We start from the raw sequence: 26,604 nt of genomic DNA, 5'->3' as shown, positions 1-26,604 counted from the left end.
GGCTATAAGCAGGAGATAGCTCACTGTTGACGAATGTCCGGTGTGGATCGATGCGACCTCCCAACCGTATCGGTCCACACCGGCTCGGCGGATCGAGCGAACTCCCGCGCCGCCGGGTCCACGTAACGAATTTCCGGCAAAGATAATTAACCAAAACTGGTTCGACTCGGCCGCGCCGTCTCGGCGCATGTGGTTTCAGCGCAGAATAAGTCGAACGCATTTAATCTAAGTTTTGCGCATTCTGATATGCTCTCAAGTCACTCGAGAGTTCAGCACTCTGCGTAACCGCCATGCCGGTCAGTTTGGTCTCCCGTTGATCGCCAACCCCGCGCCCAGCCCGATCATTGCGACGCCGCCACTGCCCCCGAGCACCGCGAGGCGGCGCGGGGAACCCGCGAACCAACCACGAACGGTCGAGGCGAAAGTAGCCCAGATGCTGTCCAGCACCAGTGCGATACCCGCGAAGATCGCGCCGAGTAGGAGCATCTGCACTGGCACAAACCCGGCGGAGTGGTTGACGAACTGGGGCAGCGCCGCGGCGAAGAACACGATGGCCTTCGGGTTCGCGACGCCGACGAACAATCCGTCGCGAAGTACCCGAGTAGTGCGCTGCCGGTTGGCGACCGGCTCGGCTACCGCCGCCATCGCGTGACGATGCCGGATGGCCTGGACACCCAGATAGACCAGGTACGCCGCGCCAACCAGTTTGACCACGGTGAACGCCACGATGGATCGCTCAACGATGGTGCCGAGGCCGAACGCGACCGCGATAACTTGCAAGTAGACACCTGCTGCGTTGCCGACCACCGTCAGCAGCGCGTCCCTGCGGCCTACGGTCAACGCCCGGCTGATCGTGAACAGCACGCTGGGACCTGGCACCGCGATGACGACGACGGCAGTGATCGTGAATGCCGTTAATTGGGCGGTTGAGGTCATTCAGTCAGGCTATTCCTGGCGCGCGCCGATGCCTACTGAATTGTGTTCCGCCCGCGGTGCCGTACCGCCGCCCGATTCGGGTATCGCGAGATCCCAATGCCTGAATCGGGTGCATTCTGGACAGCGGATGATAAATGTCTACGGGCCAAAGTGGCTATCGCTGGGCGCCGCCGCCGATTCCGGACCGTGTACCGCCAATCCCAACTGTGCCGAAGCGGTCCGCGCCGACTCGATAAACGCCTCAAGTGCCGGCCGGTGCGGTGCCGTAGCACGCGAGATCAAGACCACCTTTCGGCTGAGATTCTCGCTCAACGCGATGATATCGACGCCATCCGGCCGCAGGGGTACGGCTAGGTCGGAGACGAGCGTGATGCCAAGACGAGAGCCGACCATCGCCATGGCGGTGGCCTGCTCCTCGATCTGATGCGCGACACGTGGCTCGAACCCCTCTCGGTGGCAGGCGGCTCGAACGGCGCGTCCGAACCGGCTCTTCGGGCCGGCAATGACCCATTGCAGGTTGGCCAGGTCGGCCAACCGCACCGCCTCGCCGACCGGAAAGTCAGCGCGGGGCGCGGCCATATGAAACCGCTCCACCGCAACCACGGTCCGGAACTGCCCAGCATCCCAAGGCATCGGGGCATCCATGTAATCGATCGTGAATCCCAGATCCAGCTCGCCATTGCGTACCGCTACCGGTGCTTCCTCGGGATCCGTCTCCGTCGTGGTGACCTCAATCGCCGGGTAGGTAAGCGCCAGATCGTCCAGGATCCGCGGAAGTAGCCCAACTGCGGCTGTGGCGAACACGCCGATCCTGAGTTGCGCCGTGAGCGCTCCGCGCGCCTGTTCCAGGGCGGCCTTGGCACGCTCCTCCGCCGCCAGGATGTCCTCGGCGTGTTTGCCAAGGATCCGGCCGAGCTCAGTGAACCTGATCCGCCGACCGACGCGCTCGAACAGGGGAGCACCAACCTCCTTCTCCAACAGCGCGAGCTGCTGAGAGACACCGGAGGCCGTGTAGTGCAGCGCCGCGGCGGCCCCGGTGATGGTGCCGTAACGGGCAAGGGCCTGCAGCATGCGCAGTCGATGGATCGCCAAGTTCATGTAGTGATCGTAAAACCGAACGTTCGAAGTCCTTAACTAGACGTATCGCGTGGACCAACCGCAGACTGAGGTAAGTACGCGATGGAGCGGATCAACAACGAACGGACCACCCTCGGTCCGACCAAACGACAAAGACAACCCCGGCGTCGAACTCAGCGGCCACATTAGCCAGTTTGAGTTCACGTCGGTATTTGAACGTGCCCTGGTTTCGGAATTCGAGCCTTGGGTAGCGCACGACAATTTCCGGAAAGCACCGGTTTTAGGAGGTTGGAAGTGGAGTTCAGCGGTGACCAGCCGATGCTGCGGGTGACGTGGACTGATCCGGTCACTGGCAAGAATGGCTTCCTCGTCGTGCACAACATCGTCGATGGCCACGCGACGGGTGGTACCCGGATGCGTGCCGGCTGCACCCTGTCCGAAGTAGAGGGTTTGGCCTACGGGATGTCGTTGAAGACGACTGTTTTCGACCTGCCAGCAGGCGGGGCCAAAGGTGGGATCGACTGTGACCCGAAGGATCCCGAGGCTCCAGGCGTGCTGCGACGGTTCCTCGCCGCGATGCGCCCGTGGTTGGACACCCACTGGGTGACCGCTGAGGACCTCGGCATGCCACAGGAAATCATCGACGAGGCCTTTGCCGACCTTGGTATGGACCAGTCGTACCACGCCGCGATCGCTAACTCGGCGAATCCCGCCGAGACCCTGCAGCGGGTACAGCAAGGGCTCGCCGCATCGGTGCCCGGCGGTCAGCTGCTCGGTGAGGTCATCGGCGGCTACGGCGTCGCCCAGAGCTGCCTCGGCGTGGCCGAGAAGTGGGGTAACACGCCCGATCGGACCACCGTGGCCGTACAAGGCGTTGGCACCATGGGCGGCGCGGCGGCCTGGTACCTGCACGAGGCGGGTATGCGAGTGGTCGCCATCGCGGACGCGGCCGGCACCCTGACCGATCCGCAGGGGCTGGACATCCCGGCGCTACTGGAGAACAGGAACGTCTACGGCGAGATCGACCGCAGTAAGGTGCCGGACTCGGTCCAGCAGCTGCCGCGCGAGGCCGTGCTGTTCGTACCGGTGGACATCCTCGTGCCGGCCGCCGTGTCCTACGCCGTGACCCAGCACAATGTTGGCGCGGTTGCCGCGAAGCTCGTGGTCGAAGCCGCGAACATGGCGACCACGCCGGAAGCCGAGGTCGAGCTCGCGAACCGGGGCGTACCGGTACTTCCGGACTTCGTCGCGAACGCGGGTGCGGCCGCCTGGGCATGGTGGTTGCTCACCGGAAAGGTCGGTGTGGACCCGCAGGACTCGTTCGCTCTACTGCACAGCGAAATGCGGAGCAAGGTCGCCGAGCTGATCGACGCATGGGACAACGACCGCATCGCGCCGAGGGCAACCGCGATGAAGCTCGCTCATGCCCGCAAGCAGCTGCACGCGACCGAGATCGTCGGGCAGCAGCAGACAGCGGCGCTCTAGCGGCAGTAAGTACCACCCGAGCGCGCCTCGAGCCCGGAAGTTAACTCCGGTGACTCGGGGCGCGTTCATGTGTCCAGGCATCGGTGCGTTCCCCGGCGGGGCTGACGAGGACCACGGAAGTGGTGGACAAGCTGCCGCGCGGATTTAGTATGTTGTACTGAGCAACTTTCTTGCCGTCAGCGTTCCGGGTGCCGAGGTAGCTGGTGCCTGTTGTCGAGGAGACCATGTCCTGCGCCCCGCAGACCGAACAGTCCAGGGAGATCAACGAGCCGGCGGGCAGCCCGCCACGTAAGGCAGGCTGGGGAACAGTACTCGTCATCTGTTTCGGCGGGCTGGCCGCTTCGCTGATGCAGACCCTGGTCGTCCCGCTTCTGCCGCGGTTTCCCGAGCTACTTGGCATATCGCCGAGCTTGGCTTCCTGGTTGGTCACGATCGCGCTGGTGAGCACCGCGATCGCGACTCCAGTGCTGAGCAGGCTCGGCGACATGTTCGGCAAACGCCGCCTGCTGGTGATCTCGCTTGGCCTGCTGATCGCTGGTTCCGTGCTGTGCGCACTGACCAGCCACTGGTTGGTGTTCTTGATCGGTCGGGCCGTCCAGGGGGCCGCGTTCGCCGCCATCCCGCTCGGCATCAGCATGATCAGCGCGGTAGTCACGCCGGAACGGGTCGGCCAGGGGATCGCCCTGATGTCCGCGACGCTGGGCATCGGGGGCGCGCTTGGCCTGCCATTCGCCGGCATGGTCGTGCAGTACGCGGATTACCATGCGCTGTTCTGGGTATGCGCCGGAATGGGCTGCGTCGCGGTGACAGCAGTGATACTGGCGGTTCCCGAATCCACCACCCGAACCCCCGGTCGCGTCGACCTTGTGGGAATGGTGCTGCTCGGCGGCCTGCTTGGGGCGCTACTCGTACCGTTGTCGTATGGCAGCACCTGGGGCTGGGCGAACCCAGCGACGCTCGGCTGCTTCCTCGCGGCCATCGGGCTGAGCGTGCTGTTCGTGCGTTACGAGCTCCGGCATCGGAACCCGCTGGTGAACCTGTACGCGGTCGTGAAACGCCCGATCCTGCTGACCAATCTCGCCTCGGTGCTCATCGGATTCGCGATGATGAGCAACTTCATCGGCGTGCCGGCCTTCCTCCAAGCCGAACCGGCAACCGGCCACGGCTTCGGGGTGTCACTGCTGGTCGCCGGCCTGTGCATGCTGCCCGGCGGGCTATTGATGGTGCTGATCGCTCCGCTGGCCGGGCGGCTGATCACGGTACGCGGTCCGCGGCTGACCCTGATGTTAGGTGCCGCGATCATCGGAGCGGGTTACCTGGTGTGGCTGCTACTGCGTGCCGAACTGTGGGGTGTTGCGCTGTCGGCCGCAGTGGTTTCCGGCGGAGTCGCCGTGGCGTACGGGGCGATGCCGGCCCTCGTGCTGAAGACCACCCCGGAAACCGAAGCCGCGGCGGCAACCGGGATCAACACGCTCGCGCGGAGCATTGGTACCTCGCTAGGCAGCGCGACGGCAGGCACCTTGTTCGCCGGGATCACCATGACGGTCGCCGGTACCGCCGTGCCCGCCACGACCGCGTTCGTGGTGCTGTTCGTGATCGGCGGCCTGGCCGCCCTACTCGCCGCGGTGATTGCCGGCTTCGCGGGTACGGGGAGCCAACAGAGTCGGCTCAGTCCCGCAGCGCCGGTTCCAGCACGGTAAGCGTTGCCTCGTCGGCGTCCAGCTCGGCCAGCACACCGAGGGGGACGGTGAGCTGGTCTGGGAGATGACCGAAGCCGAGTTCCCACACGATGGGGACACCCAGCGAACCAAGCCGATCGCGCATCAGCGCTCGCACCGCGCCGAGCTCACCACAGTCCGTCCAGGAACCGAGCGCGACACCGGCCACCGCATCGAACCAACCGGCACGCAGCAACTGCGTGACGATGCGATCCAGTCGGTACACATCCTCGGTGACATCTTCCAGCAATACGATCGAACCCGGCTCCGGTAACACCGCGTCGGGCGTGCCCAGCGCGGTGGCCAGCAGGCTGGCGTTACCGCCAACCAGCCGGCCACGGGCGCGACCAGGCACCAGGCAACTCGCCTCCGGCCCCGTCAACACCCGCGCGGTGCTCGGTTCGAAGAGCATTCGGCGGAGGTGATGCTGGGCCCACCCGTCGCCAACGAAGTTCGCGGTCGCGGGCATCGGCGAAAACACCGTTGGCTGCTCGAGATACCGCCGGAAGCCCTCATGCAGCATGGTCACGTCACTCGAACCGCAGAACACTTTCGGCGGGGCGGCCGCCATACTCGGCCAGTCCAGATATTCCATGATGCGCAGGCAGCCGTAGCCGCCGCGGGCGCAGATCACCGCCGCGATATCCGGATCGCACCAGGCCCGCTGCAGATCGGCCGCCCGATCCTGATCCTCGCCCGCGAGGTAGCTCAGCTCGGCGTGCCGCGCCTGCACATGCTTACCAAGCGTGACCCGGAGCCCCCAGGATTCGAGGACGTCGATACCTGCCTCGAGCAAATCTCCCGGGACCGGACCAGCCGGGGCGATGAGCTCGACGCGGTCGCCATGGCGCAGTCGTGCCGGTATACGGTCGGGGTTCATTCGCTCATCCGCAGTGCTGGTACACCGGCCACCTCGAAGCCGAACACCTGACCGTAGAAGGACAACTCGGCTTGTAATGCTTCGATGATCGTTTCGGCGCGGCGGAAACCATGCTGCTCGCCCGCAAAGGTCAGGTAGGCATGCGGGATGCCGCGTCCGGCCAAGGCCTCGATGAACCGTGTTGCCTGTTCCGGCGGGCAGATCTCGTCCTCCAATCCCTGCAGTAGTAACACGGGGCCGGCGAGCTGGTCGATCCGGTTGATCGGCGATCGTTCCCGATACCGTTCGGCGTGTTCAGGTAGGGCACCAACGATACTGTCCAGGTAACGGGATTCGAAGTCGTGCGTCTCGCCACCATCGCTGGTCCATGCGGTGAGATCCAGAATCGGGTACTGGACGGTGCCGCACCGGAATGTGCGCACCGAGGTGAGTGCCGCCGCGGCGGTCCAGCCACCGGCACTACCGCCACGGATGGCGAGCTGTTTCGGGTCGGCGAGGCCTTCGGCCGCCAGTGCTTCCGCGACGGCCGCGCAATCCGCGACGTCCACGAGCCCCCACTGTTCCCGCAGGCGTTCCCGGTAAGCGCGTCCGTAGCCAGTGGAGCCGCCATAGTTCACCGCGACGACGGCGAAACCGCGGCTGGTGAAGTAGGTGAACTCCAGATCAAGCGCCGGGCTGCAGCGGTTCGTCGGGCCACCGTGTACGTGCACCAACAATGGCGGAGCCGTCCCGTCGGGTGCGGCGCAAGCCGGGTTGGTCGGCGGATAGTAGTAGGCGGGGATCCGCGAACCATCCGCCGCCGTGAAAGTTCGGGCCACCGGTGTCGGTAGATGGTCGACCGGCACACTCGGGGCGGCCGAAGTGATTTCGGTTGTCGTGGCGCTGTCCAGATCGAGCCGCACCACGGCCGTCTCGCGGTCGGGACCGCCGGCGACGCCGACGATCGCACCACGATCGGCGACAATGCTCGCGGTCCACACCGGCAGACCTCCAGTGCCCGGCACATCGCTCACCGTCCGCGTGCCTTCGTCGAGTACGGCGAGTCGACCGGATCGCAGGACGGCATGCTTTCCGCCGCCGAGTGGGGCGAACCAGCGGGAGCCAAGCTTCCACAGCGCATCGCCAAGCTCATGGGCGCCCGGCGCCAGGTTGTCGACGGTGCCAGTCAAGTCGATCCGATAGAGATTCCACCACCCATCCGGATCGAGTACGGCGAGCAGGCTCTCCGCGGATTCCCAGGCCAGCTGGCAAACCGACACCTCGGTGCCGCCGGCCAGCACCCGATGCGGACCGAACGTGCCATCCGGCTGAATCTCGGCGAGGCACAACTCGGTGCCATCCCACGGCATCCGGGGGTGGTCCCAGCCGAACCATGCCGCGTGCCTGCCGTCCGGACTCGGCTGCGGACTCGTCATGAAGTGCTGCGCGGACGTGAGCACCCGCTCGGGACCTGCTACCGGTAGCGCGACCAGGTCGCGCACCACGTCGGTACGCGCGGACCCCGTGACGCGCTCCCGGACACACCAGAGCTCGCCCCCGGGGCCAGGCCGCAGATCGGCGTAGCGCACCCCGTGATGCCGCTCGGGTTCCGGACTCAGTGCGACTGGTTCGGCGGGATCGTCCGGATCACAGAGGTAGATCCGCTGGTCGTCCCAGTTCGTAAACGCCAGCCGTCGCCCATGCTCGGTATGCAACACCGTCCATGGCCGCCCGCCATACTCGTGGACCCGGTTGCGGACGTTCCACGGCTCAGCCAGCACCTCGCGAGCGGGTTCGCCAGGTACGGCTCGCAGCAGGGTGATCCGTCCGCCCTGCTCAGGGCGCGGCTCGGTCCACCACACTTCCTCGCCGACAACGTCCGGCCAGGTGGGCGCGCCGTCAGCGGCGGCGACCTGAGCAGCGGTCAATGGTGAGGGCCAGGTGCCGTAAGGAGCGGTCTTCGTCACGAGCGGTAACTCTAACGATCGATGGCGGTGCGAACATCATCAGTTTCCGCGGGTGTCGGCGGTGCGCTGCACGGTATAGCGAATGATTAGTGGGGGAGCTGGTGCCGGCACAGGCGCGGTGTCCTAGGGTCGTTGATGTCATGTCTCGGGTAATCCATGTCTTCCGCCAGCCCGACCGCTTCATCGCAGGCACGGTCGGCGAGCCAGGCGAGCGCACCTTCTATTTGCAGGCCTCCGAACAAGCCCGGACGGTCAGCGTCACGCTGGAGAAACAGCAGGTCGTCGTGCTTGCGGAGCGGATAAGCTCGCTGCTCGAAGAGGTCTCGCGACGGTTCGGCGCCGACGTACCGGACGCCGAGGAAGCGGCGAGCCTCGACCTCGAACCGCTCCAGGTACCCGTCGAGGAAGAGTTCCGGGTAGGCACGATGGGACTTGGCTGGGATGCCGAGACGCGGGCGGTCGTCATCGAACTCCTCGCGATAACCGAAGGCGAAGTCGACGAAGCCGTTGTGCTGGACGACACCGAAGAGGGCCCCGACGCGGTGCGCGTTTTCCTGACACCCGCCGAGGCCAGGGCGTTCGCGGCACGGGCCGATCGGGTGGTTGGCGCGGGCCGTAAACCATGCCCACTCTGCGGTGATCCACTCGACCCACAAGGGCATATCTGCCCGCGGCAGAACGGCTACCGGCGCACGGCCGACGACTCGACAGCCGACCCGGAGAGTTGACCGTGTCGGACCCGGGCATGGTTGAGCTGGTGACACATGGCCGGATCGACGTCGAGGGCAGGCTGGTGGACGCGTCCAACGCCACGCTGTTCGGCACGATCACGCTGGATGAGGTCACGGCCCACTGCGTCTACAAGCCGGTGCGCGGAGAACGCCCATTGTGGGACTTCCCGGACGGCACATTGGCCGGTCGTGAAGTCGCGACGTACCTGTTGTCCTCGGCTACCGGCGCCGATCTGGTACCACCGACGGTATTGCGATCCGGCCCATTCGGCGAGGGCATGGTGCAGCTGTGGATCGATGCCGCGCCGGAAGGTGAGTCGGTCGAGCTGGTGGACATCATGCGTCCGGACGAGGTCCCGGACGGGTGGCGAGTGGTGCTGCACGCGCATGATCGGCACGGCGAGCCGGCCGTCCTGGCACACGCGGATCACGCCGGTGTACGGCAACTCGCGGTGTTCGACGCGGTGGCGAACAACGCGGACCGTAAAGGTGGGCACGTGCTCACCGACCAGTCCGGGCATGTTTATGGCGTGGACCACGGGATCTGTCTGCACAGTGAGCCGAAACTACGCACGGTGCTCTGGGGCTGGTCCGGTGAACCGCTTCCGGAGGACGCCGTGGAGATGCTGCGAAAACTGCGATCGGAACTTGACGGTCAGTTGAGTGAGCAGCTGGCGGAACATCTCACCGCCGCCGAGGTGCACGCCATCACGGAGCGAACCGATGCGCTGCTGGCGAACCAAGTGTTTCCCAGTCCGGGCGAACAGTGGCGGGCTATCCCCTGGCCGCCGTTCTGACGGTGCGGGGATAGCCCGGATCGGCCGTCCGCTGGAGACATGGGCAGCTCGGCTGCTCTAGCCATGGGGCGGCTCAGCCGCTCTAGCCTTTGGGCAGCTCAGCTGCTCTAGCGTTTGGGCGGCTCAGCCGCTCTAGCCTTTGGGCAGCTCGGCTGCCGTCGCGTTTCGGTAGTCGCCGACCCACCACTCGTCCGCTGGATCCTCGGTCGCGGTGAGTAGCTCCATCCCGTGCCCCTCCGGGTCCGGGAAGTACACGCCGCGGTGTCCCCGTGCGCTGTAACTGACCTGGTGGGCGGTCTCGTCCGGTTGGTGCGGAAGCGCGTAGTAACGCACACCAGCTTCGATCAGCCGACCCATCGCGGCGTCGAACTCCTCATCGGTCACGACAAACGCCCAGTGCAGGGACGGGAACCCGGACTGAAAACCAGGTCCGTCGTAGTAGTCGAGGGTGACCCCGTTCGCCAGCGTGAGCTGAGCAAAGTAACCGCCAGGGTCGGTGGTTACCTCGAGACCCAGTACGTTGCCAAGAAACTCGGCCGCCGCGTGCTTGTCCCGGGCAGGCACGATCGTGTGGTCCAGTGAAATGGTCATGATTCGCGGTTCCTTTCGTCCACGTGGATGTTCGGTCAGCCGGTGTAGGGATGCGCGGCCCGCGCGGTACGCAAGGCGCGTGCCCACCAGCAGAGTTGGTCGAGCATCGCCTTCGCGGCCCCGTTGACGCCCACGCGGTCTTTCGGCTGTCCCTGCTCGTCGAACTGGTCCGGGTAGTTGTGGAAGCTGACCCCGTCCCGCACGGTCATGGCATGCACCTCGGCGAAGACCAGGCGGAGCTGCTCGACGGCGCGCAGCCCGCCGGACATACCGCCGTAAGAGACGAAGCCGACGGGTTTCGCCTGCCACTCCGCGTAGAACCAGTCGATAGCCGTTTTCAACGGGGCAGGGAAGCTGTGGTTGTACTCCGGGGTGATGACGACGAAGGCATCCGCCGCGTGGATCCGCGCGGACAAGGCCTCAACCTGCGGTGGTATTGGGTCGTTGTCGTCGATGAGCGTGTCCGGCAGGGCGACCTCGTTCAGGTCGATAACGTCCACGGCGAGGTCACCGTACTGCTCGGCTTGCTCGCCGAACCAGCCGGTAATGGTGGGGCAGAACCGCCCATTTCGGGTGCTGCCCATCAGAATCGCGATCCGGAGGGGGCTTTGCTCGGTCATCAGGTCTCCTCGTGCCAGTAGCTGCAACGTTTTCGGTGTTGCTCGTACTGTGCGGGTGGAGACTTACCGACTGCTGACCATCGACTTACCGGTGCCGATCAGCATCACCGTAAGCGGATTAGCCGCTGGTCAGCGCTTTACGTAGGCGATCGATGCAGCCGCCGAGGTTCCATTGGTTCTGTAGTTCGGCCAGTCGATCGGGATCGGCCGGGCCCTGGACCGGCACGCTGTCCGCGCGGTCCATGACCACCGGGGCGTCCGAGGCCACGCGTACGACGGTCGGTGCCGCCGCCAGGTAATCGGCCGCGCCGGCGAGCTGGTTGCGCACCTTGGTGGTCACGCGTGAATCGCCGTCGATCGTGGCCCGCAGCAGCTCGGTAAGCGAACCGAACTGAGTGATCAGCTTCGCCGCGGTTTTCTCACCGATCCCCGCTACGCCCGGCAGCCCATCGGACGGATCACCGCGCAATACGGCCATATCCGCGTATGCGGCGCCCGCGGTCTCCATCGGGAGTGCATAGCGTTCAGCCAGCTCAGCCGGCCCAAGCACGTCGGCCTTGGCCCAACCACGACCGACGTAAACCACCCGGCACGAGGTGGGTTCGGTCCGGACGAGCTGGAACAGATCCCGATCCCCGGTGATGACCTCGACCGGATCGTCGGCTTCTCGCGCGGTGAGCGTGCCAATCACGTCATCGGCTTCGAAACCCGTGGCCTCGGCTGTAGCCAGGCCAGCGGCGTCCAGCACGTCCAGAATCATCGGCACCTGCGGGCTGAGCGCATCCGGTATCTCTTCGGTATCGGCCGCGTCCTCGACCTCCGCCTGCACCCGATGCGCCTTATAGCTGGGCAGCAGGTCGACCCGGAACTGGGGACGCCAGTCCGCGTCCAGGCAGGCGACCAGCCGGTGCGGTCCACGATCGTTGATGATGCGAGCGACCGTGTCCGTGAAGCCGCGTACCGCGTTGACCGGAGTGCCATCCGGCGCGGTAAGCGAATCCGGCAGGGCATAGAAGGCTCGAAAGTAGAGGCTGGCGGCGTCCAGCAACGCGAGCGGTCGGGTCACATCGCAAAGCTTGCCAGCAAGCCACGACATACGCGGGCCGACCCGGCCAAACCGCCTGGAAAATTGCCGTGCCAGGGAACTTGCTGGCGAGGTACGTGCCCGACGCGCCGTTGTGGCGCGATGGTGCGACGCTGGGCGTTAGGCTGCACGGCATGGCGACCACCATCAGCACCGCACCGGATGCCACTCAGCTGCGCACCAGACTGGACAAGGCCGCGAAGCAAGCGGCGAGCGCGGACACCGACGCGCTGCTCATTGCCCCTGGCTCGGATATGCGGTACCTGCTCGGTGTCGGCGGCGAGTCCCACGAGCGACTTAGTTGCCTGGTACTGCCCGCGAATGGGCGGGATCCGGTGCTTGTCGTCCCGCGTCTGGAAGCTCCCGGCTATGCCGACGTGCCGCTTGATGACCTTGGCGTCCAGCTGCACACCTGGGTCGATGGCACCGATCCGTACCAGCTGGTCGCCGAGGCGGCGGACAAGCCCAGACAGGTGGCGCTCAGCGATACCACCCAAGCGGTGCACGTATTCGGATTTCACACAGCGCTGCCGGAGGCCCGCCAGGCATTGGCCGGTCCCGTGCTGCGGGAGCTGCGGATGCGTAAGGACGACGCGGAGGTAGCGGCGCTACGCGAAGCTGGCGCGGCGATCGACCGGGTGCACGCCAGGATGGGCGAATGGCTGCGGCCCGGACGCACCGAGGCCGAGGTAGCGGCCGATGTATGCGAGGCGATCGTTGCCGAGGGACATACCCACGTCGCCTTCGTCACCGTGGGCGCCGGACCGAACGGGGCCAGCCCGCACCACGATGTGTCCGACCGGGTGATCGCGGACAACGACGTCGTCGTCGTGGACATCGGTGGCCCGCTGCCGAGTGGATACAACTCGGACTGCACCCGTACCTACGCGCTCGGCGCTCCATCGACGGACATCGCCGACTGCTACGCGGTCCTGGAGGAAGCGCAGCGCGCCGCCGTGCACGCGGTGCGCCCGGGCGCACGGGCGCAGGACATCGACGACGCCGCGCGGTCGATCATCAGCGCGGCCGGGCACGCCGAGCGCTTCATTCACCGCACCGGACACGGTATCGGCCTGGACGTGCACGAGGAGCCGTACATCATGGGCGGTAACGACCTGCACCTCGAGCCGGGCATGGCGTTCAGCGTCGAACCGGGGATCTATTTCCCTGGCCAGTGGGGTGCGCGGATCGAGGACATCGTGGTGGTCACCGACGACGGGGTGGAGAGTCTGAACCGCCAGCCGCACTCGCTAGTGGAGCTGTAGTGGCGGAATCTGATCTCGAGCAGCTGGATCGGGCGATCCTGCGGGAGCTGGCAGCTAATGGCCGGTGCAGCTTCACCGAGCTGGCGGAGCGGGTTGGCTTGAGCGTGTCGGCGGTGCACCAACGCGTGCGGCGACTGGAACAGCGCGGCGCGATCAGTGGCTATACGGCGCGGCTGGACACCGAACAGCTCGGATTGGCGCTGACCGCATTTATCTCACTGACACCCACCGACCCCGCCGCGCCGGACGACTACCCGGACCGCCTGAAGCACCTTCCGGAGATCGAGTCCTGCTACTCGGTGGCCGGCGATGAGTCCTACATCCTGCTGGTTCGGGTGGGCTCGCCCAGTGATCTCGAGGAGTTGTTGCGGCGGATCCGGGAGGCCGCGAAAGTGTCCACCCGGACGACGGTGGTGCTGTCCACGCCCTATGAGGGCCGGCCGCCGCAACTGTGATGGCCTGGCTTCACAGCTCGGTGAACGCTGAGCCGGGGTCTTGGCGCGGTCTGCCTACCGGCCACCAGTCACCAGCGTGTTGTCGGTACGGGTACCAGTGACCGTCGGTGCCGTAGCGCAGTTGGACCCGTAGTTCGGCCAGGGTCCACGTATTCGCTCGGCGTAGCGCTTTGGGCAGTTCGGCGGCTGACCACAATCGTTCGGCGCGCGCTCGTTCCACTTCGGATGGTTGCCAAGATCGCTCCTGGACGGCAAGGCCGGCGGGGCCACCTTGCTGCCATGCCGCGGCGGCCAGCCGAAGTTCGTGCGTATCGCGGTTTTGCGCGCTGGCGAGCCGGTCGAGTACCCAGTCGTGGCTGTGGTGTGCCGCGAATCGCACGGCCTGTTGCCAGTCGTCGTTCGGCACTGGCAGTTCGGCGAGTAGCTCGCGTGCCCGTAGAGCGGCGTCATGGGCGAGTAACCGCAGAACCGCCGGTTCGATCTCTGGTCCTGCTGGCAGTTCCCAGCAGCTGGGTGGCTCGGTAACGGGTGGCGGGTCCTCGGGTAGCTCAGCGGTCGGTGTCCCGAAGGCAATCGTCGCGGGGATGCCTTCGGCCTGAATGGGTTCCTGCGGTGCGCCCGCTGTCGCGGGTTCGGTTCCTCGGCGTTGGAGCTGTTCGAGAACCTCGCCACTAGCTCTACCGCGGATCAGCAGTAGTACGAACGGGTCAGCATCGAGCAGCCAGGACACCTGATAACACAACGCCGCCGCGTGCTGGCAGGGATGTTCCCAACCGGGGCAGGTGCACTCCGGTTCGAGCTCGCCTATCGCGGGCAGCAGCGGAATGTCGATGTCCTCGGCAAACGCAGCGAGTTCAGTGGGCATGTCCCCGTCGAGCAGCGCCGCGATGTGTCCGGCCTTTCCGGCGATGCGGTCCAGAAACCGGTCCCAGGCCGGGTCTGTGAGCTGGTCCAGCTGTACTTGGCTGTGGAACGGCTCGTCGTGATCCTGCACCGTGGCCGCGATCCGGCCGGGACTCACCGTGATCGGGCCAACCCGCCCGGCGTACGCGTACTGCCTGCCGCGTTTGAGCTGGGTGTGATCAAGTGAGCCGTCCTCGAGCGCCTTCAACCAGGCGGTTCCCCACCAGGAGCCGGCGTTGGCACCACGGCGACGTGGGGTTGGCCCGAATGCCGGAAACCCCCGTACGCGGTCATCGGTTGCCATGGTCATCGCCCCCTGCGCAGTTCGACGAGCTCGGCGAGGTCGCTGTCGGACAGTTCGGTCAGCGCCGCTTCACCGGAGGTGAGCACCGCATCCGCGAGGTCGCGTTTCGCGGCCAGCATCGTCGCGACGCGGTCCTCGATCGTGCCCTCAGCGATGAGCCGGTGCACCTGAACCGGCCGGGTCTGGCCGATGCGGTAAGCCCGGTCAGTCGCTTGGTCCTCTACCGCGGGGTTCCACCATCGGTCGTAGTGCACGACGTGTTCCGCGCGGGTCAGGTTCAGCCCGACGCCTGCTGCTTTCAGGGAGAGCAGGAAAACGGGTACCCGTCCTGCCTGGAAGTCGTCGACGAGTTGCTGGCGGCGGGCGGTTGGTGTGCCACCGTGCAACAGCTGGCTGGGTATACCTCGATCGGTGAGATGTCGTTCCAGGAGCCGCGCCATGGCCACGTACTGGGTGAACACCAACATGGATCCGTTCTCGGCGGTGATGACCTCCACCAGCTCATCGAGTAGATCCAGTTTTCCGGAACGTCCGCTGAGTCGTGGGCTTTCCTCGGCGAGATACTGCGCGGGATGGTTGCAGATCTGTTTGAGCGAGGTCAGCAGTTTCACGACCAGCCCACGGCGCGCCATTCCAGCACTGCCACGGATCTGGCTCATGGTTTCACGTACCGCGGCTTCGTACAGGCCCGCCTGTTCGGTGCTCAGGGTGACCGGCTGGTCCGTTTCGGTTTTCGTGGGCAGTTCGGGAGCGATTCCGGGATCTGTCTTGCGGCGGCGAAGCAGGAACGGCCGGGTCAGCTTGGCGAGTCGCTCCGCCGTCTGGCGGTCGTTGTCCGCTTCGACGGGTTGCGCCCAGCGGGTTCGAAATGCCGCGAGCGTGCCGAGCAGCCCGGGTGTTGTCCAGTCGAGAATCGCCCACAGGTCGGACAGGTTGTTCTCCACGGGCGTGCCGGTGAGCGCGATGCGCGCTGTCGCGGGGATAGTGCGCAGTGCGCGTGCCGTCCCCGAGTAGGGGTTTTTCACGTGCTGCGCCTCGTCCGCGACCAACAGATCCCATGGCACCGCGCCCAGTTCGGCGGCATCCAGCCGCATGGTCGCGTAGGTGGTGAGTACGAATCCGTCGTTGATCTCGGCCAGATGCCTCGCCGTGCCGTGGAATCGTCGAACCTGCGTGCTGGGTGCGAATCTGGCGATTTCGCGTTCCCAGTTACCGAGTAGTGAGGCTGGGCATACGACGAGCGTAGGCCCGTGGGCGATACCCTCGGCGCGGCGATGCAGATGCAGTCCGATGAGGGTGACGGTTTTGCCGAGCCCCATATCGTCTGCGAGGCAGCCTCCGAGGCCCAACTCGGTCAGCATGGCCAGCCAGCGGAGGCCGCGCAGTTGGTAGTCGCGCAGCGTCGCGGCCAGTTCACGTGGCTGGCCAATGCGGGACGCGTCACCTTCGCCACGCTGGAGGCGTTCACGTAGCTCCTCGAGCCAACCGCTGCTGACGGCGGCAACCCGTTCACCATCGACCTCGGTGGTACCGCTGAGCGCCGCGCTCAGTGCCGCGATCGGGGTGAGCGATTTGAGCTCGCGCTCCCGTGCCTTGTCCGCGAGGTTCGGCGCGACAAGCGTCCATCGATCACGTAGCCACACCACGGGCCGATGGGCTTCGGCAAGCTGGTCCAGCTCGGCCGTGGTCAGCGGGTTTTCCCCGAGGGCGAGTTGCCAGTTCACCGCGAACGGCTCGGTGCCGCCGAACACCCCGGGCAGGTCGGATGGTGCCTGCTCGGCCTGTTCGATCATGGCCCGCGCGGAAAGGTCGCGTGCCAACTCGGTCGGCCAGTGCACGTCGATGCCGGCTTCAGCGAGGCGGGCGCCCGCGCCGGCGAGCAACTCGGTGATCTCGTCGTCGGCAATGATCAGCTCGGTCGGCACGGCTTGTTCCAGCAATCGGCCCAGTGCTGGCCACCGTCGTGCGGCGGCGCGGATGGCGACCGTGGTGTCGAGTCGGGATCGCTCGGTGAAACCGGCGGGGAGTTCGCCCCACAACCGTGCCGCGTCGACGATCCTTGTCGGCTCGGTCAGGCTGTGCACCTGGGCCACGGCTCGTAGTGACGCGTTGGCTGGATCGTGCGGCAGTTCGATGCGCAGCGAGATCCGGATACCGGCATCGCTGCCGGCCGCTGTTTCGCGGGCCCAGTTCCGTAGTTGCGGCCTTTGCCGCACTGAGGTTCCGGCGAAAAGCGAGGTGCCTGCCGCTGCGGTCGCGGCCGAACCGCGAGGTAACCCGTCGGCGACGGCGTCCAGAAAAGCGCGGAGTAGTTCGCCCGCGTGCGGCAACGCGTACGGCGCGGTCTCCGAGAGGGGAATCGCTCGTGCCTCGGCGGGCATCGCCGCGGCGAGCTGCTCGATTCGCGTGAGGTCGTCGGTGGTGAAAGGGCCAGCGTGCCACGAGTCGACGTCGTTGGCGGACAGCCCAGGGAGGAGTTTTCCGCGCGCGACCAGTTGCAGTGCCAGGACCGTCGCGGCGCCCCAGAACGCGATGGACGCGGTGCTGGTTGGCGCACGTCGCGCCTTGGCGAGAATCGGTACTACCTCGACGATAGGCAGCCGCACGACCGGTTTACGTTCGATGTGATCTCCCGGTTCAACCACGATGGCAAGCTCGCCTGGCGTGCCATTCTCGGTGCGCGGCAGGCCAGGGTGGTGCTGGCCAGGGTGGTGCTGGTCGGAGTGGGGCTGGTCTGGGGCGTCGCACCAGAAAGCCATGGTTCCTGCACGTGGTGGATCAGCAGGCTCGAACACCACCGCGCAGTTCTCCCAGCCGATCATTTTGTGGTGTTCAGTGCGGTCCTGAACGATCATCACCTCGCTGGGGTTGGATACACGTCGATTGAATCCGGAACACCCTCAACGACGGGTGACGCCGGGCTATTCCCGAACGTCCGGAAACCCAGTTCGGCGCAGTGCCGAGGCATCGTGCTGGCGGTAAGCCCAAAGTTGCCGACCGCGGCTGCCCGGCCCCGCAGCGTACTGGTTGCGACCAGACGGTATTCTGCGCCGATCGGTGGCCAGTTCCGAGCTGGCCGGATCGACGGATGACGCGTCCGGACCGAGTCGGGAGGTCAGGTTGAGCGCGGAGCACAACCCTGAGGTGGTCTGGCAGACCACGGCCATACGTCGCAGCGATCGGCCGACGGCGGGCGCCACCGTGTGGTTGACCGGATTGTCCGGGGCGGGTAAGTCCAGCGTCGCCGCGGAGGTCGAACGTCAGCTGCTGGCTGTGCATCGTCCCGCGTACCTGCTCGATGGCGATAACTTACGACATGGACTCAACGCCGATCTGGGGTTCACCGCTCGGGACCGGACGGAGAACATCCGTCGCGTTGGCGAGGTGGCCAAGTTGTTCGCTGACGCGGGCCTGGTCTCGATCGTCGCGTTGATCAGTCCCTACCTGGCCGATCGACATGCCGTGCGCAACATGCACGAGCAGGACGAGCTGCGGTTTATCGAAGTGTTCGTGGATACGCCGCTCGCGGTGTGTGAGTCCCGCGATGTCAAAGGTATGTACGCGAAGGCGCGAGCCGGCGACCTTCGGCACTTCACCGGAGTCGACGACCGCTATGAGGCGCCCGCCGCGCCGGATGTGGTGTTGCGGCCGGTGGATGGCTCGCCAAGCGCTATGGCGGGCAGGGTGCTCGACGTGTTGTTGCCCCGTGCCGTGCGGCAACACACACCGGTCAGCTGAGCAGCACGTTTCGCGCATACCCGGAACTGGATGTCCACATAGGATTAGCCGCGCGCAAACGGGCACGGCACGTGTTCTGCTGTCAGAATAGGCGCGTGGCTGTGGAATACACCGGAAGTGGCGACCCGCGCCGTAGCGTCGAATTGCTGTGGGGCACGTTCGACCCGCCGAAGCGGGGACCGCGGCCGCGGCTGACGCTACGGCAGATCGCCACGGCGGGTATCGAGCTCGCGGATGCCTCGGGGATCGGGGCGCTGTCCATGCGCCAGGTGGCCGAACGCCTCGACGTGGGCACGATGTCGCTGTACACCTACGTGCCGAGCAAGGCCGAACTGGTCGATGTCATGGTGGATACCGCGTATGGCGAATCGGCTGACCCGGTCGCGTTGGCGGATGGTTGGTTGGCTGGTCTGGCGGAAGTGGCACGGCGCAACTGGACGTTGTTGCTGCGGCATCCGTGGATGCTGCAGGTGAGTTCGACTCGTCCGGCACTCGGTCCGAACGCGACGGCGAAGTACGACAACGAGCTGCGGGTACTGGACGGTATTGGCCTCACGGACGTGGAGATGGACACCGTGCTCAGCGCGGTGATCGGCTATGTGGAGGGCTCGGCCCGTCGGGTTGTCGACGCTGGCGAGGCGGAACGACGTACCGGTATGAGCGATGAGCAATGGTGGCGCGGGCATGCACCGGTGCTGGACGAGGTGGCCATGGTTGGCCGATTCCCACTGGCCTCGCGGGTCGGTTCGGCGGTCGGCCAGATGTACGGTGCGGCTGGGGATCTGCCGCGTGTTTTCCAGGTCGGCCTGGACTGTTTACTGACGGGGATCGAATCGTATGTGCGGTCCCGGACCGGTGGCCGGTCCGGGACTCGCTAGCGGGCCGAGCTTTTCAACCGTTCTACGGGTGTTCGCGCCTTAGGCTGTTGCGGCAGCCCAGCTTTGCGCGGTGAGCCGGTACTCGTCGTGGGGCCGGCCGTAAGCTTCCTGCTGACCAGCGTGCTCGAACCCGAGCTTCCGCAGTACCCGTGCCGAATTGGGGTTCAGGGGGTCCACACAGGCGATGAGCTGGGGCAGCGCGAGCTGTCCGAAGGCGAGCTCGACGCACAGTCTGGTCGCTTCGGTGGCGAGGCCTTTGCCCCAGTACGCGGTTGCCAGGGTGTAGCCGACCTCCGCGCCTACTTCCTGCGCTACCAGGCCGGCATCGCCGATCACCGCGCCGGTCGCGCGGTCGAGAACAACCCACGTGCTGTAGCCGTACTCTTCTTGGTGGCGAATGTAATCGGCCACCATGCTCGCCGTTTCTTCTGGCGAGGTGGGCTTGCCGTAGGCGACATAGCGCATGACTTCCGGGTCACCGTAGACCCGGTGGATCGCGGTGACGTCGTCATCGCGGAATGGTCGCAACGCTAGTCGTTCGCTGAGGAGTGGGAACTCGATCGCCATATTTCGTTCGTCGCACGCCACGATCGCGCGAAGACGCCGGGAGTCGAACGTATCGTTCAGTCGGCGCCAATGGTCGCGACCGCGCGTAGCTGTCCTTTCTGGTCTTTCAGGCACGCTGCCTGATCATCGGTGTTGTTCAAGAAATCGCTGAGGCAGCGACCAAACTGTGCCGCGCCTCGCGCATTGGGGTGGAACGACTCCTGCAGCACGTGTTGTACGCGCTCCTCGTCGTTGAGGTCCTCCCATTGCACGGTCAGCCGGGTGAACCACTCGGTGCTGTCGTCGGCTCCACCGGAACAGGCCTCGTTTCCACGCGCGGACCGCGACAGGTCAAGGAAGCGGGTATCGGTTTCCTCCGCGGCCTCGCGCAGCGCTGCGGTGAGCGCGGGCATCGCTTCGTCGCGAACCCAGCGCAGATCCTCAGTGCGAAACGGGCAACCGACGAGCCCTTGCAGGCTGTTCGGGATATCCGGGCTCAACGGTGCCGCATAGGATTGCAGCACCAGGTCGTAGTCGTCTTCGTCGTAGTTCGCATCAGACATGACCTGCTGGACATCTTGCAGTGCGCTAACGACCTTCGGTTGCATAGCGTCGATCCGGCCTTGCCAGTCCTGCCGGATCTGCTTGCTACAGCCATCGCCGCGCTGGTTCGCCCATGCCTGCACGCACTGGTTCACCAGGTGGGAGAACTTTGGTTCGTCATTAGCGCCGGTCGCGACGGCGACAGCCACTACCCGGTACTTCTTCGCGAGTTCGCCGAGCCGTGCTGCTTGGGATTCTTCGGTGTACTGCTTGGTTTCGCCGAGACCGACCTGTTCGGACGGCGCGCCGGAACAGGCCAGGTTGATCGCACGGTCGACACCGGGGATGTCTACGGATTCGATCGATGCGTTCGGCGATCGATGACACCAGTTGCCGTTCCTCCCGTTGGTGCGGTTGGTGTAATCACCCGCTCCTTCGCCGGACATGGTGCTGTCGCCAAGTGCGACGACGACGCGTTCGGCGTTTTCTGGCGGACCGGGTTGTGGCTCATCCTGTCTGGACACCTCGACCACCAGGATCACCACGCCGACGAGCAGCACGACGATTGCCGCACCGAGCACGCCGCGTATCCAATTCGACCGCACGATGCCGAGTCTACGGATCCTCGGTGGGCGTGACGATGACGCCGTCGCGAAGCTGGACTTGCCTGTCGGCGATCTCGTGCACGTGCTGGTCGTGCGTGGCTACCAGTACCGCGGCGCCCTCGTCGGCGCACTGGCGCAGCATCCGCAACACGGGCGGCATGCTGGCGTTGTCCAGGTGTGCGGTCGGCTCGTCGGCGAGCAGCACCCGAGGTCGTGCGGCCACCGCACGCGCGAGTGCGACTCGCTGTTGTTGTCCGAAGGAGATTTCCGGCGGGTAACGCGAGGTGAGGGTGTCGATCCCGAGCTCGGCGAGTAGCTCGTTGACTCGAGCGCTCAGCGCCGCGGGGGAGGGCGCCGAATCCCCGAGCCGCAGTGGCAGCGCAACGTTTTCCGCCACCGTCAGCTCAGTCGCCAGGCCGAAGGTCTGTGGCAGCACGGCGCAGCGTGCCCAGTGCGGTGGTTCGACTATTGGTTGCCCGTCCACATGGATCGTGCCGGCGTCCGGACTGTCGAAGCCACTCAGCATTGCGAGCAGCGCGCTCTTGCCCGACCCCGATCGTCCGCTGAGCGTTACCAGTTCTCCCGAGTCGATGTTCAGCCGGACGCCGCGCAGCACGTCCACGGGTCCGCTCGGGTGCTGATATGTCCGGATGACATCCATAATGGACACTGAAGCGGTGGCTACTGGGCGGGGTTGGTTCATGATGCACCTGCCGAAGTGAAATCGACCAGTCGTCCGTCCTCGAGGCGGGCAAGGTGGTCGCCGAGTTCGATCAACCGCGGGTCGTGTGAGGCCACCAGCACCGGGATCGCCCCGTCGGCGAGTTGCCGAAGGGTATCCAGCACCAGATCTGCTGAGGCGTTGTCCAGTTGCGAGGTCGGCTCGTCGGCCAGGATCACCGAACTACCGCGGGCCAACGCGCAACCAAAGGCGAGTCGCTGCTGCTGCCCACCGGAGAGCGCGGTTACTCGCCAGTCCTGGCTACCCGGTAGTCCGAGTTGTTCGAGCAGCTCGACGCTGGCGCAGTCCCGCCCGGCCGATTGCGCGGCCGCACGCAGATTGTCGCCGACGGAAAGGTACTCGAGTAGGTTGTCCGACGGGTTCTGGAAAACCACGGCGAGGTCGGCACGACGCAACTCGCGTCGTTGTGGTTCCCGTAAGGAGCCGGTGTCCGTATCGCCGTACCACACGGTTCCGGTGCTCGGCCATTCCAGCAGTCCGAGCACACGGAGCATCGTTGATTTTCCTGAACCGGAACGCCCGGCGAGCACGGTGACTCCCGAGTCAGGGACACCGAAGCTCACGTCCGCGACCGCTGTTGCCGGTCCCGCGGGAGTGCGGTAGTCAACGTGCACCGCGTCCGCGCGGAGTACCTCCTTCGCCGCCATCACCGTCCCCGTTTCAGCCACGAATCAGCTCTCCGATGCTGGCGGTACGCACCGCGCGCACCGCGACCCACCCGGCGAGTAGTACGACGAGCCCACCGCCCGCGAGGCTCGCTAGCACGAGCGGTGTCAGGTTTGGCAGATCGGGTATCGGGTTCAGCCATGGCGCGGGGTCAAGCAGCGGGACGGAAAGGACCGCGCCGGTCGCGCCGATTCCGACGCCGGTGAGCACGGCCGCGGTGGCGAGCGCACCGAGTTCGAGCAGATGACTGCCGAACAGCGCGCGTTGGCGCAATCCCATGCGCAGTAAGAACGTTCCGGACAGCGCATTCTGCCGGCGGCGCACTTCAACCGCGAGCAGTAGCGCCACGGCCGCGACCGCCGCGAGAACCAGGCCGAGCGCGGTGACGAAGCCGAACGTCCACTCGATCACCAGGAACGGCATCGCGTTGAACTCGGCTTCCCGGTCCTTTACGGCGAAGTGGTAGACCTGAGCGTCGTTCAGCACTCCGGACAGCCGTTCGAGGCTGTCCTGCGACCAGATCGACCAGGTGGTCATGTCCCACCGTTCCTGGTGGGACAACACGTCCGAGGAGATGACATAGCCGGGGTTCGTGCCGATCTTGGTGAACGATTCGACGGCGGCTACCGTTTCCGCGCCGGGTAGGGACGGCAGCTCGATCGCCCCCGAGGGTGCCTGGCCGACCCTGATCGCGGGGATGGGGTCGCTTGCCGATTGCCGCTGCGCGCGCAGCGGCGCGAGCACTTCGGACATCTCTTCCTGAGTTCGACCTTCGAGCCAGGCACCCTTGGGAAAGTCCTCCGGATCGACGGCCAAGATGGTCACATCGCCGTCTTCCTTCTCGCCGACCAGCGTGCTGCTGCCGGCAACCTCCTTGGGTATGGGGTTTTCGTCCACCACGGTGTCCGCGGTGACCTGTACCGAACTGTTCGCGCCAATGAACATATTGGACTTCTCGAGCATCGCGTTCGACTGCGCGTTGGCGATACCACTGCCGGTTGCGAGTGCCCCGACGGCCAGCGCACCGACCAGCAGCACACCGATCGCCGGTCCGCGACTCGCGGCGAGCCGGCGCATCGCGAGTTGCGCGGCAGGGACCCGCCACCAGGAAGCGTAATGGGACCGGCCGAGCAGGAGCTGCGCGATCCGCGCGACCAGCAGCACCACGGTGAGCAGGACGAGTAGGGGAAAGGCGAGCGCGGCGGGATCCACGGTCGGCACCGGTCCATCGCTGGCCGCGGCGTAGCCAGCGGATAGCCGCGCCCATGCCGCGACCGCGAGGCCGCCGCTGAGCAGTTCCCATGGTACGTATCGCCATCCGCGGCGTAGCCGTCCCGGTCTCGCGGGGACGCGGGCGAAGCGGCGATGCACCCAGAACAGGGTCGTCGTGCCCGCGACGGCGATCGCGATCAGCAACGTGCCCAACGCGGCAAGCCCGGCCAGTACCTGCGGCCAGAGGTCCACCGCACGAGCGGGCGCGTACCAGGGCAGCAACACGCGCGCCAGGACAGCACCGAGGACGGTGCCGATTGCCAGTGGTGCCGCGAGTTCCAGCACCGCGCGCAAGCCAAGAGCGGTAGGGCTGGCACCTCTGGACCACAGCAGGCGCAGTTCGCTCTGCCGGCGTTGACACCACTGGATAGTGACCGTGGCGACCCCGGCAAGCCCGACAAGCAGGCTGATCACGGTGAGCGAGAGGATGGAGGTGAACACCGTCGTCTGCGCATCGGAGGCCACCTCGGTGGGCCGCTCGAAAGCATTGTCCAGGCTTGGCGTGGTCTCCAGGTCGCGGGAATCAATGGTGTTCGTCAGGGTGGTAATCAGCGCGTCGTTGCGTTCGCTCTGTGCTTGTGCCTCGCCCGTGGTGTGTGGCATCTGATCACTGGGGAAGCGGACACTGAGGGTGGTGAGCCCAGCGTCGTCCGTGGTGCTCATCGCGGTGTCGTAGTCGTCCGAGCTCGGTAGCCAGGCAACCTGCGCGTATTCGGCGTCGCCGGCGAGCATGTTCGGCACGGCGTAGGCGGACTCGCTACACCACCATTGCGACGTGGGCGTGCTCAGGTCGGCGTATATCGCGGTCACCGGGGGAAGTTGGGCTCCGCCGAGTTGGTCGCCGAGCCGCATTCCGAAGTCCTCGGCCATGGTTTCGGAGATCCAGATCCCGTTCGGGTCACCGCCGCGTACGACGCGCAGATTGTCCTGAGCACGGTCCCGATAGGCGAATTTGATCTTTGCTGGCGTGCCTTGGTGGTCGACGACGACGGGGGAGCTGTACTTGGCCGCGATCGCGGTGTCGAACCCGTGCTTGGCGCCCTGCGCTCGCGCGTCGGCGATCACCGTGTTGGCGTCCTGGATCGAGAAGTCCTGGCCGTCCACACCCGTAGGCACGGCCTGGGCGCAGAGGTTCTCGGTCTGGTAGTCGACCGCCGCACTGCCGGCCGCCGCCGAATGCAGCACCGCCGCGACGGCGACGAAGGCGACCAGCAGTGCGGTCGTCGCCGTCACGATGATGGTGACGGGACTGGTGAAGGCCGCACGCGCCGCCGCACGCCAAGGGAGCTGCACGTTCCGGAAGATACCGGTCAACGGCGCCGGTTGGTGAGGAAAGCAATAAGAACTAAATACTGCTCAACGAGGTTCACCCGTGCGTCCGCCACCACTGCTGACCAGATTCGGGCAGCGTCGATATCGGGTCGTAGTAGGGATAGGTCCTGGTCAGCGTGTCAGGATCGGTGTCGTCGAGTTCGATGCTGGTTCGATAGTTCTTGGTCCAGTACGAGATTCCGCGCTCCCGGTCGTAGTCGGCGAGCTGGTGGACCCAGCGCTTGCCGACGTACGGCACATCGCACACGATTCGTGGCGTGGCGTAGCCGGGCAGATAGCCCATGATGGCGTGTTGTAGGTCCTGCGCTTCGTGTACCGCGAGCCGCCAGTGCTCGGCGTTCGGGATCATGTCGCACATGTAGAAGTAGTAGGGCAGGATTCCGCCGTCGTCCTGCAGCGCGAAACAGAGGTCGAGCAGATCGTTCGGGGTGGCATTGACCCCACGCATCAGCACGCCCTGGTTGCGTACGTCCCGTACCCCTGCCTCGAGCATGGTGTGCGCGGCCTCGGCAACCAGGGGTGTCACCGATTGCGCGTGGTTGACGTGCGTATGAATGGCCAGGTTCACCCCCCGACGACGGGCGGTACGTGCCACTCGCTCAATACCTTCCACAACCTTGGGCTGTAGCCAGTGTTGCGGCAGACCAGCCAATGCCTTGGTGGCAAGTCGGATATCGCGGATGGTCGAGATGCCGAGCAGCCGCATCAGGAAGGCTTCCAGTTGATGCCACGGCACGTTTGCCACGTCGCCGCCCGAGACCACCACATCGCGGACTCCCGGGTTGTTCTCCAGGTACGTGATCATCGCGTCCTGGCGATCTACCGGTTTGAGCTCGAGCTTGTGTTTGTCGATGGTGGCTGTGGAGTTGCCGACGAGGTCCATCCGGGTGCAGTGCCCGCAGTACTGGGGGCAGGTGGCCAGCAGCTCAGCGAGCACCTTGGTCGGGTAGCGGTGGGTCAACCCCTCGACGACCCACATCTCCGCTTCGTGTAGCGAGTCCCTGCTGGAATGCGGATGGTTCGGCCAGCTCGGATCCCGGTCACTGTGCACGGGAAGCATGTAGCGGCGGATCGGGTCGGCGTAGAGCGCGGCGGTGAACTCCGCGGTCGAACTCCCGTCCATGGTCGGCGCCATCGTGTTGAGCATCTGCGGCGGCAACAGCATGGACATGGTGGCGGTCCGTTCCTGGTCCGCCTGAAGGTCGGTGAAGAACTCCTCGGCCACGGTGTCCCCGATGACGGCACGCAACTGTTTGATGTTGCGAACACAGTGCACGCGCTGCCATTGCGCGTCGCCCCACTGTGCCTCGGTGACGTCCCGCCAGCCGGGGAAGCGCCGCCAGTCCGGTTCGACCAGTTCCTGTCGGCGATACGGGTATGGCTGGGCCAATAGCTCGGCTGTCGCGGTAGCCGGCTCAGACACTCGGATCGCAGTCATTCATTCTCCTCGACCTGTGTTATGCGTGAAGATATGCTGCTTGAATCAGAAT

General features: G+C 65.8%; 22 protein-coding genes and 1 pseudogene. 8 read left to right on the top strand and 15 right to left on the bottom strand.

Features of this window, described 5'->3' with window-relative positions; genetic code table 11:
* Positions 1 to 297: 297 nt before the first annotated feature.
* Together EV191_RS17755 and EV191_RS17750 are read right to left on the bottom strand one after the other, a co-directional pair.
* Positions 298 to 936, bottom strand: a complete 639-nt coding sequence (locus tag EV191_RS17755; RefSeq protein ID WP_132878199.1) for a LysE family translocator — start codon at positions 934 to 936, stop codon at positions 298 to 300.
* Between the two features lie 138 nt (positions 937 to 1,074).
* The gene (locus tag EV191_RS17750) at positions 1,075 to 2,034 is read right to left on the bottom strand and encodes a LysR family transcriptional regulator (RefSeq protein ID WP_132878198.1); all 960 of its coding nucleotides are present in this window, start codon (positions 2,032 to 2,034) and stop codon (positions 1,075 to 1,077) included.
* 297 nt (positions 2,035 to 2,331) lie between these two features.
* Here EV191_RS17750 and EV191_RS17745 point away from each other — a divergent pair, with 297 nt between their 5' ends.
* Complete coding sequence (locus tag EV191_RS17745; RefSeq protein ID WP_132878236.1) at positions 2,332 to 3,498, top strand: Glu/Leu/Phe/Val family dehydrogenase; 1,167 nt, start codon at positions 2,332 to 2,334, stop codon at positions 3,496 to 3,498.
* A 203-nt stretch (positions 3,499 to 3,701) separates the two neighbouring features.
* Positions 3,702 to 5,198, top strand: a complete 1,497-nt coding sequence (locus EV191_RS17740) for an MFS transporter (RefSeq protein ID WP_132878197.1) — start codon at positions 3,702 to 3,704, stop codon at positions 5,196 to 5,198.
* Here EV191_RS17740 and EV191_RS17735 read toward each other — a convergent pair.
* Together EV191_RS17735 and EV191_RS17730 are read right to left on the bottom strand one after the other, a co-directional pair.
* On the bottom strand, positions 5,167 to 6,096 hold the full coding sequence (locus EV191_RS17735) for a S66 peptidase family protein (protein ID WP_132878196.1): 930 nt from the start codon (positions 6,094 to 6,096) through the stop codon (positions 5,167 to 5,169). The genes EV191_RS17740 and EV191_RS17735 overlap by 32 nt on opposite strands.
* Entirely contained in the window at positions 6,093 to 8,042 is a 1,950-nt protein-coding gene (locus EV191_RS17730) for an alpha/beta hydrolase family protein (RefSeq protein WP_132878195.1), read from the bottom strand. Before EV191_RS17730 ends, EV191_RS17735 begins: the two co-directional genes overlap by 4 nt.
* A 140-nt stretch (positions 8,043 to 8,182) precedes the next feature.
* Here EV191_RS17730 and EV191_RS17725 point away from each other — a divergent pair, with 140 nt between their 5' ends.
* Complete coding sequence (locus tag EV191_RS17725; protein WP_132878194.1) at positions 8,183 to 8,770, top strand: DUF3090 domain-containing protein; 588 nt, start codon at positions 8,183 to 8,185, stop codon at positions 8,768 to 8,770.
* Positions 8,771 to 8,787: 17 nt separating this feature from the next.
* Positions 8,788 to 9,570 (top strand): SCO1664 family protein, encoded by a 783-nt coding sequence (locus tag EV191_RS17720; RefSeq protein ID WP_132878235.1) that lies wholly within the window; start codon positions 8,788 to 8,790, stop codon positions 9,568 to 9,570.
* A gap of 132 nt (positions 9,571 to 9,702) precedes the next feature.
* Here EV191_RS17720 and EV191_RS17715 read toward each other — a convergent pair whose 3' ends face one another.
* The 3 genes from EV191_RS17715 to EV191_RS17705 form a co-directional block, all read right to left on the bottom strand.
* Positions 9,703 to 10,161, bottom strand: a complete 459-nt coding sequence (locus EV191_RS17715) for a VOC family protein (protein ID WP_243659028.1) — start codon at positions 10,159 to 10,161, stop codon at positions 9,703 to 9,705.
* 35 nt (positions 10,162 to 10,196) lie between these two features.
* Positions 10,197 to 10,781: an NADPH-dependent FMN reductase gene (locus EV191_RS17710; protein ID WP_132878193.1), complete on the bottom strand. Its 585-nt coding sequence runs from the start codon at positions 10,779 to 10,781 to the stop codon at positions 10,197 to 10,199.
* A gap of 118 nt (positions 10,782 to 10,899) precedes the next feature.
* Positions 10,900 to 11,847: a 5'-3' exonuclease gene (locus tag EV191_RS17705; RefSeq protein WP_132878192.1), complete on the bottom strand. Its 948-nt coding sequence runs from the start codon at positions 11,845 to 11,847 to the stop codon at positions 10,900 to 10,902.
* Positions 11,848 to 11,999: 152 nt separating this feature from the next.
* Here EV191_RS17705 and EV191_RS17700 point away from each other — a divergent pair, with 152 nt between their 5' ends.
* Both EV191_RS17700 and EV191_RS17695 read left to right on the top strand, forming a co-directional pair.
* A complete protein-coding gene (locus tag EV191_RS17700) occupies positions 12,000 to 13,130 on the top strand; it encodes a M24 family metallopeptidase (protein ID WP_132878191.1) in 1,131 nt (376 codons plus the stop codon).
* Positions 13,130 to 13,585 (top strand): Lrp/AsnC family transcriptional regulator, encoded by a 456-nt coding sequence (locus EV191_RS17695; RefSeq protein ID WP_132878190.1) that lies wholly within the window; start codon positions 13,130 to 13,132, stop codon positions 13,583 to 13,585. Before EV191_RS17700 ends, EV191_RS17695 begins: the two co-directional genes overlap by 1 nt.
* 10 nt (positions 13,586 to 13,595) lie before the next feature.
* Here EV191_RS17695 and EV191_RS17690 read toward each other — a convergent pair whose 3' ends face one another.
* Entirely contained in the window at positions 13,596 to 14,792 is a 1,197-nt protein-coding gene (locus EV191_RS17690) for an SWIM zinc finger family protein (protein WP_165912992.1), read from the bottom strand.
* 2 nt (positions 14,793 to 14,794) lie between these two features.
* The gene (locus tag EV191_RS17685; protein WP_243659027.1) at positions 14,795 to 17,647 is read right to left on the bottom strand and encodes a DEAD/DEAH box helicase; all 2,853 of its coding nucleotides are present in this window, start codon (positions 17,645 to 17,647) and stop codon (positions 14,795 to 14,797) included.
* A gap of 283 nt (positions 17,648 to 17,930) precedes the next feature.
* Here EV191_RS17685 and cysC point away from each other — a divergent pair.
* Positions 17,931 to 18,530, top strand: a pseudogene (gene cysC, locus EV191_RS17680) (adenylyl-sulfate kinase); the annotation flags it as partial.
* A gap of 95 nt (positions 18,531 to 18,625) precedes the next feature.
* Positions 18,626 to 19,408 carry a TetR/AcrR family transcriptional regulator gene (locus tag EV191_RS17675; protein WP_132878187.1) on the top strand — a complete coding sequence of 261 codons (783 nt, stop codon included), beginning with the start codon at positions 18,626 to 18,628 and terminating at the stop codon, positions 19,406 to 19,408.
* Between the two features lie 39 nt (positions 19,409 to 19,447).
* Here the strand turns inward: EV191_RS17675 and EV191_RS17670 are convergent, their stop codons facing one another.
* The 6 genes from EV191_RS17670 to EV191_RS17645 form a co-directional block, all read right to left on the bottom strand.
* A complete protein-coding gene (locus EV191_RS17670; protein ID WP_132878186.1) occupies positions 19,448 to 19,975 on the bottom strand; it encodes a GNAT family N-acetyltransferase in 528 nt (175 codons plus the stop codon).
* 56 nt (positions 19,976 to 20,031) lie between these two features.
* Entirely contained in the window at positions 20,032 to 21,102 is a 1,071-nt protein-coding gene (locus tag EV191_RS17665) for a GDSL-type esterase/lipase family protein (RefSeq protein WP_243659026.1), read from the bottom strand.
* A 10-nt stretch (positions 21,103 to 21,112) separates the two neighbouring features.
* On the bottom strand, positions 21,113 to 21,805 hold the full coding sequence (locus EV191_RS17660) for an ABC transporter ATP-binding protein (protein WP_424565478.1): 693 nt from the start codon (positions 21,803 to 21,805) through the stop codon (positions 21,113 to 21,115).
* The gene (locus EV191_RS17655) at positions 21,802 to 22,491 is read right to left on the bottom strand and encodes an ABC transporter ATP-binding protein (RefSeq protein ID WP_132878231.1); all 690 of its coding nucleotides are present in this window, start codon (positions 22,489 to 22,491) and stop codon (positions 21,802 to 21,804) included. The genes EV191_RS17660 and EV191_RS17655 overlap by 4 nt, the downstream gene beginning before the upstream one ends.
* Positions 22,492 to 22,504: 13 nt before the next feature.
* On the bottom strand, positions 22,505 to 25,075 hold the full coding sequence (locus EV191_RS17650) for an ABC transporter permease family protein (RefSeq protein WP_132878185.1): 2,571 nt from the start codon (positions 25,073 to 25,075) through the stop codon (positions 22,505 to 22,507).
* A gap of 73 nt (positions 25,076 to 25,148) precedes the next feature.
* Positions 25,149 to 26,552, bottom strand: a complete 1,404-nt coding sequence (locus EV191_RS17645) for a KamA family radical SAM protein (RefSeq protein ID WP_132878184.1) — start codon at positions 26,550 to 26,552, stop codon at positions 25,149 to 25,151.
* Positions 26,553 to 26,604: the final 52 nt, after the last annotated feature.

The sequence above is a fragment of the Tamaricihabitans halophyticus genome, from assembly GCF_004340875.1.
GTDB classification, from domain to species: Bacteria; Actinomycetota; Actinomycetes; order Mycobacteriales; family Pseudonocardiaceae; genus Tamaricihabitans; species Tamaricihabitans halophyticus.
Note: the sequence above shows the minus strand (reverse complement) of the source record. Positions and strands in the feature narration are given on the sequence as shown.

Bases quoted from the DNA above. Each gene is read 5' to 3' on its own strand.
- EV191_RS17755 (WP_132878199.1), bottom strand. From the start codon at position 936: ATGACCTCAACCGCCCAATTAACGGCATTCACGATCACTGCCGTCGTC.
- EV191_RS17750 (WP_132878198.1), bottom strand. From the start codon at position 2,034: ATGAACTTGGCGATCCATCGACTGCGCATGCTGCAGGCCCTTGCCCGT.
- EV191_RS17745 (WP_132878236.1), top strand. From the start codon at position 2,332: ATGCTGCGGGTGACGTGGACTGATCCGGTCACTGGCAAGAATGGCTTC.
- EV191_RS17735 (WP_132878196.1), bottom strand. From the start codon at position 6,096: ATGAACCCCGACCGTATACCGGCACGACTGCGCCATGGCGACCGCGTC.
- EV191_RS17725 (WP_132878194.1), top strand. From the start codon at position 8,183: ATGTCTCGGGTAATCCATGTCTTCCGCCAGCCCGACCGCTTCATCGCA.
- EV191_RS17720 (WP_132878235.1), top strand. From the start codon at position 8,788: ATGGTTGAGCTGGTGACACATGGCCGGATCGACGTCGAGGGCAGGCTG.
- EV191_RS17715 (WP_243659028.1), bottom strand. From the start codon at position 10,161: ATGACCATTTCACTGGACCACACGATCGTGCCTGCCCGGGACAAGCAC.
- EV191_RS17710 (WP_132878193.1), bottom strand. From the start codon at position 10,781: ATGACCGAGCAAAGCCCCCTCCGGATCGCGATTCTGATGGGCAGCACC.
- EV191_RS17700 (WP_132878191.1), top strand. From the start codon at position 12,000: ATGGCGACCACCATCAGCACCGCACCGGATGCCACTCAGCTGCGCACC.
- EV191_RS17690 (WP_165912992.1), bottom strand. From the start codon at position 14,792: ATGGCAACCGATGACCGCGTACGGGGGTTTCCGGCATTCGGGCCAACC.
- EV191_RS17685 (WP_243659027.1), bottom strand. From the start codon at position 17,647: ATGATCGTTCAGGACCGCACTGAACACCACAAAATGATCGGCTGGGAG.
- EV191_RS17670 (WP_132878186.1), bottom strand. From the start codon at position 19,975: ATGGCGATCGAGTTCCCACTCCTCAGCGAACGACTAGCGTTGCGACCA.
- EV191_RS17660 (WP_424565478.1), bottom strand. From the start codon at position 21,805: ATGAACCAACCCCGCCCAGTAGCCACCGCTTCAGTGTCCATTATGGAT.
- EV191_RS17655 (WP_132878231.1), bottom strand. From the start codon at position 22,491: ATGGCGGCGAAGGAGGTACTCCGCGCGGACGCGGTGCACGTTGACTAC.
- EV191_RS17645 (WP_132878184.1), bottom strand. From the start codon at position 26,552: ATGACTGCGATCCGAGTGTCTGAGCCGGCTACCGCGACAGCCGAGCTA.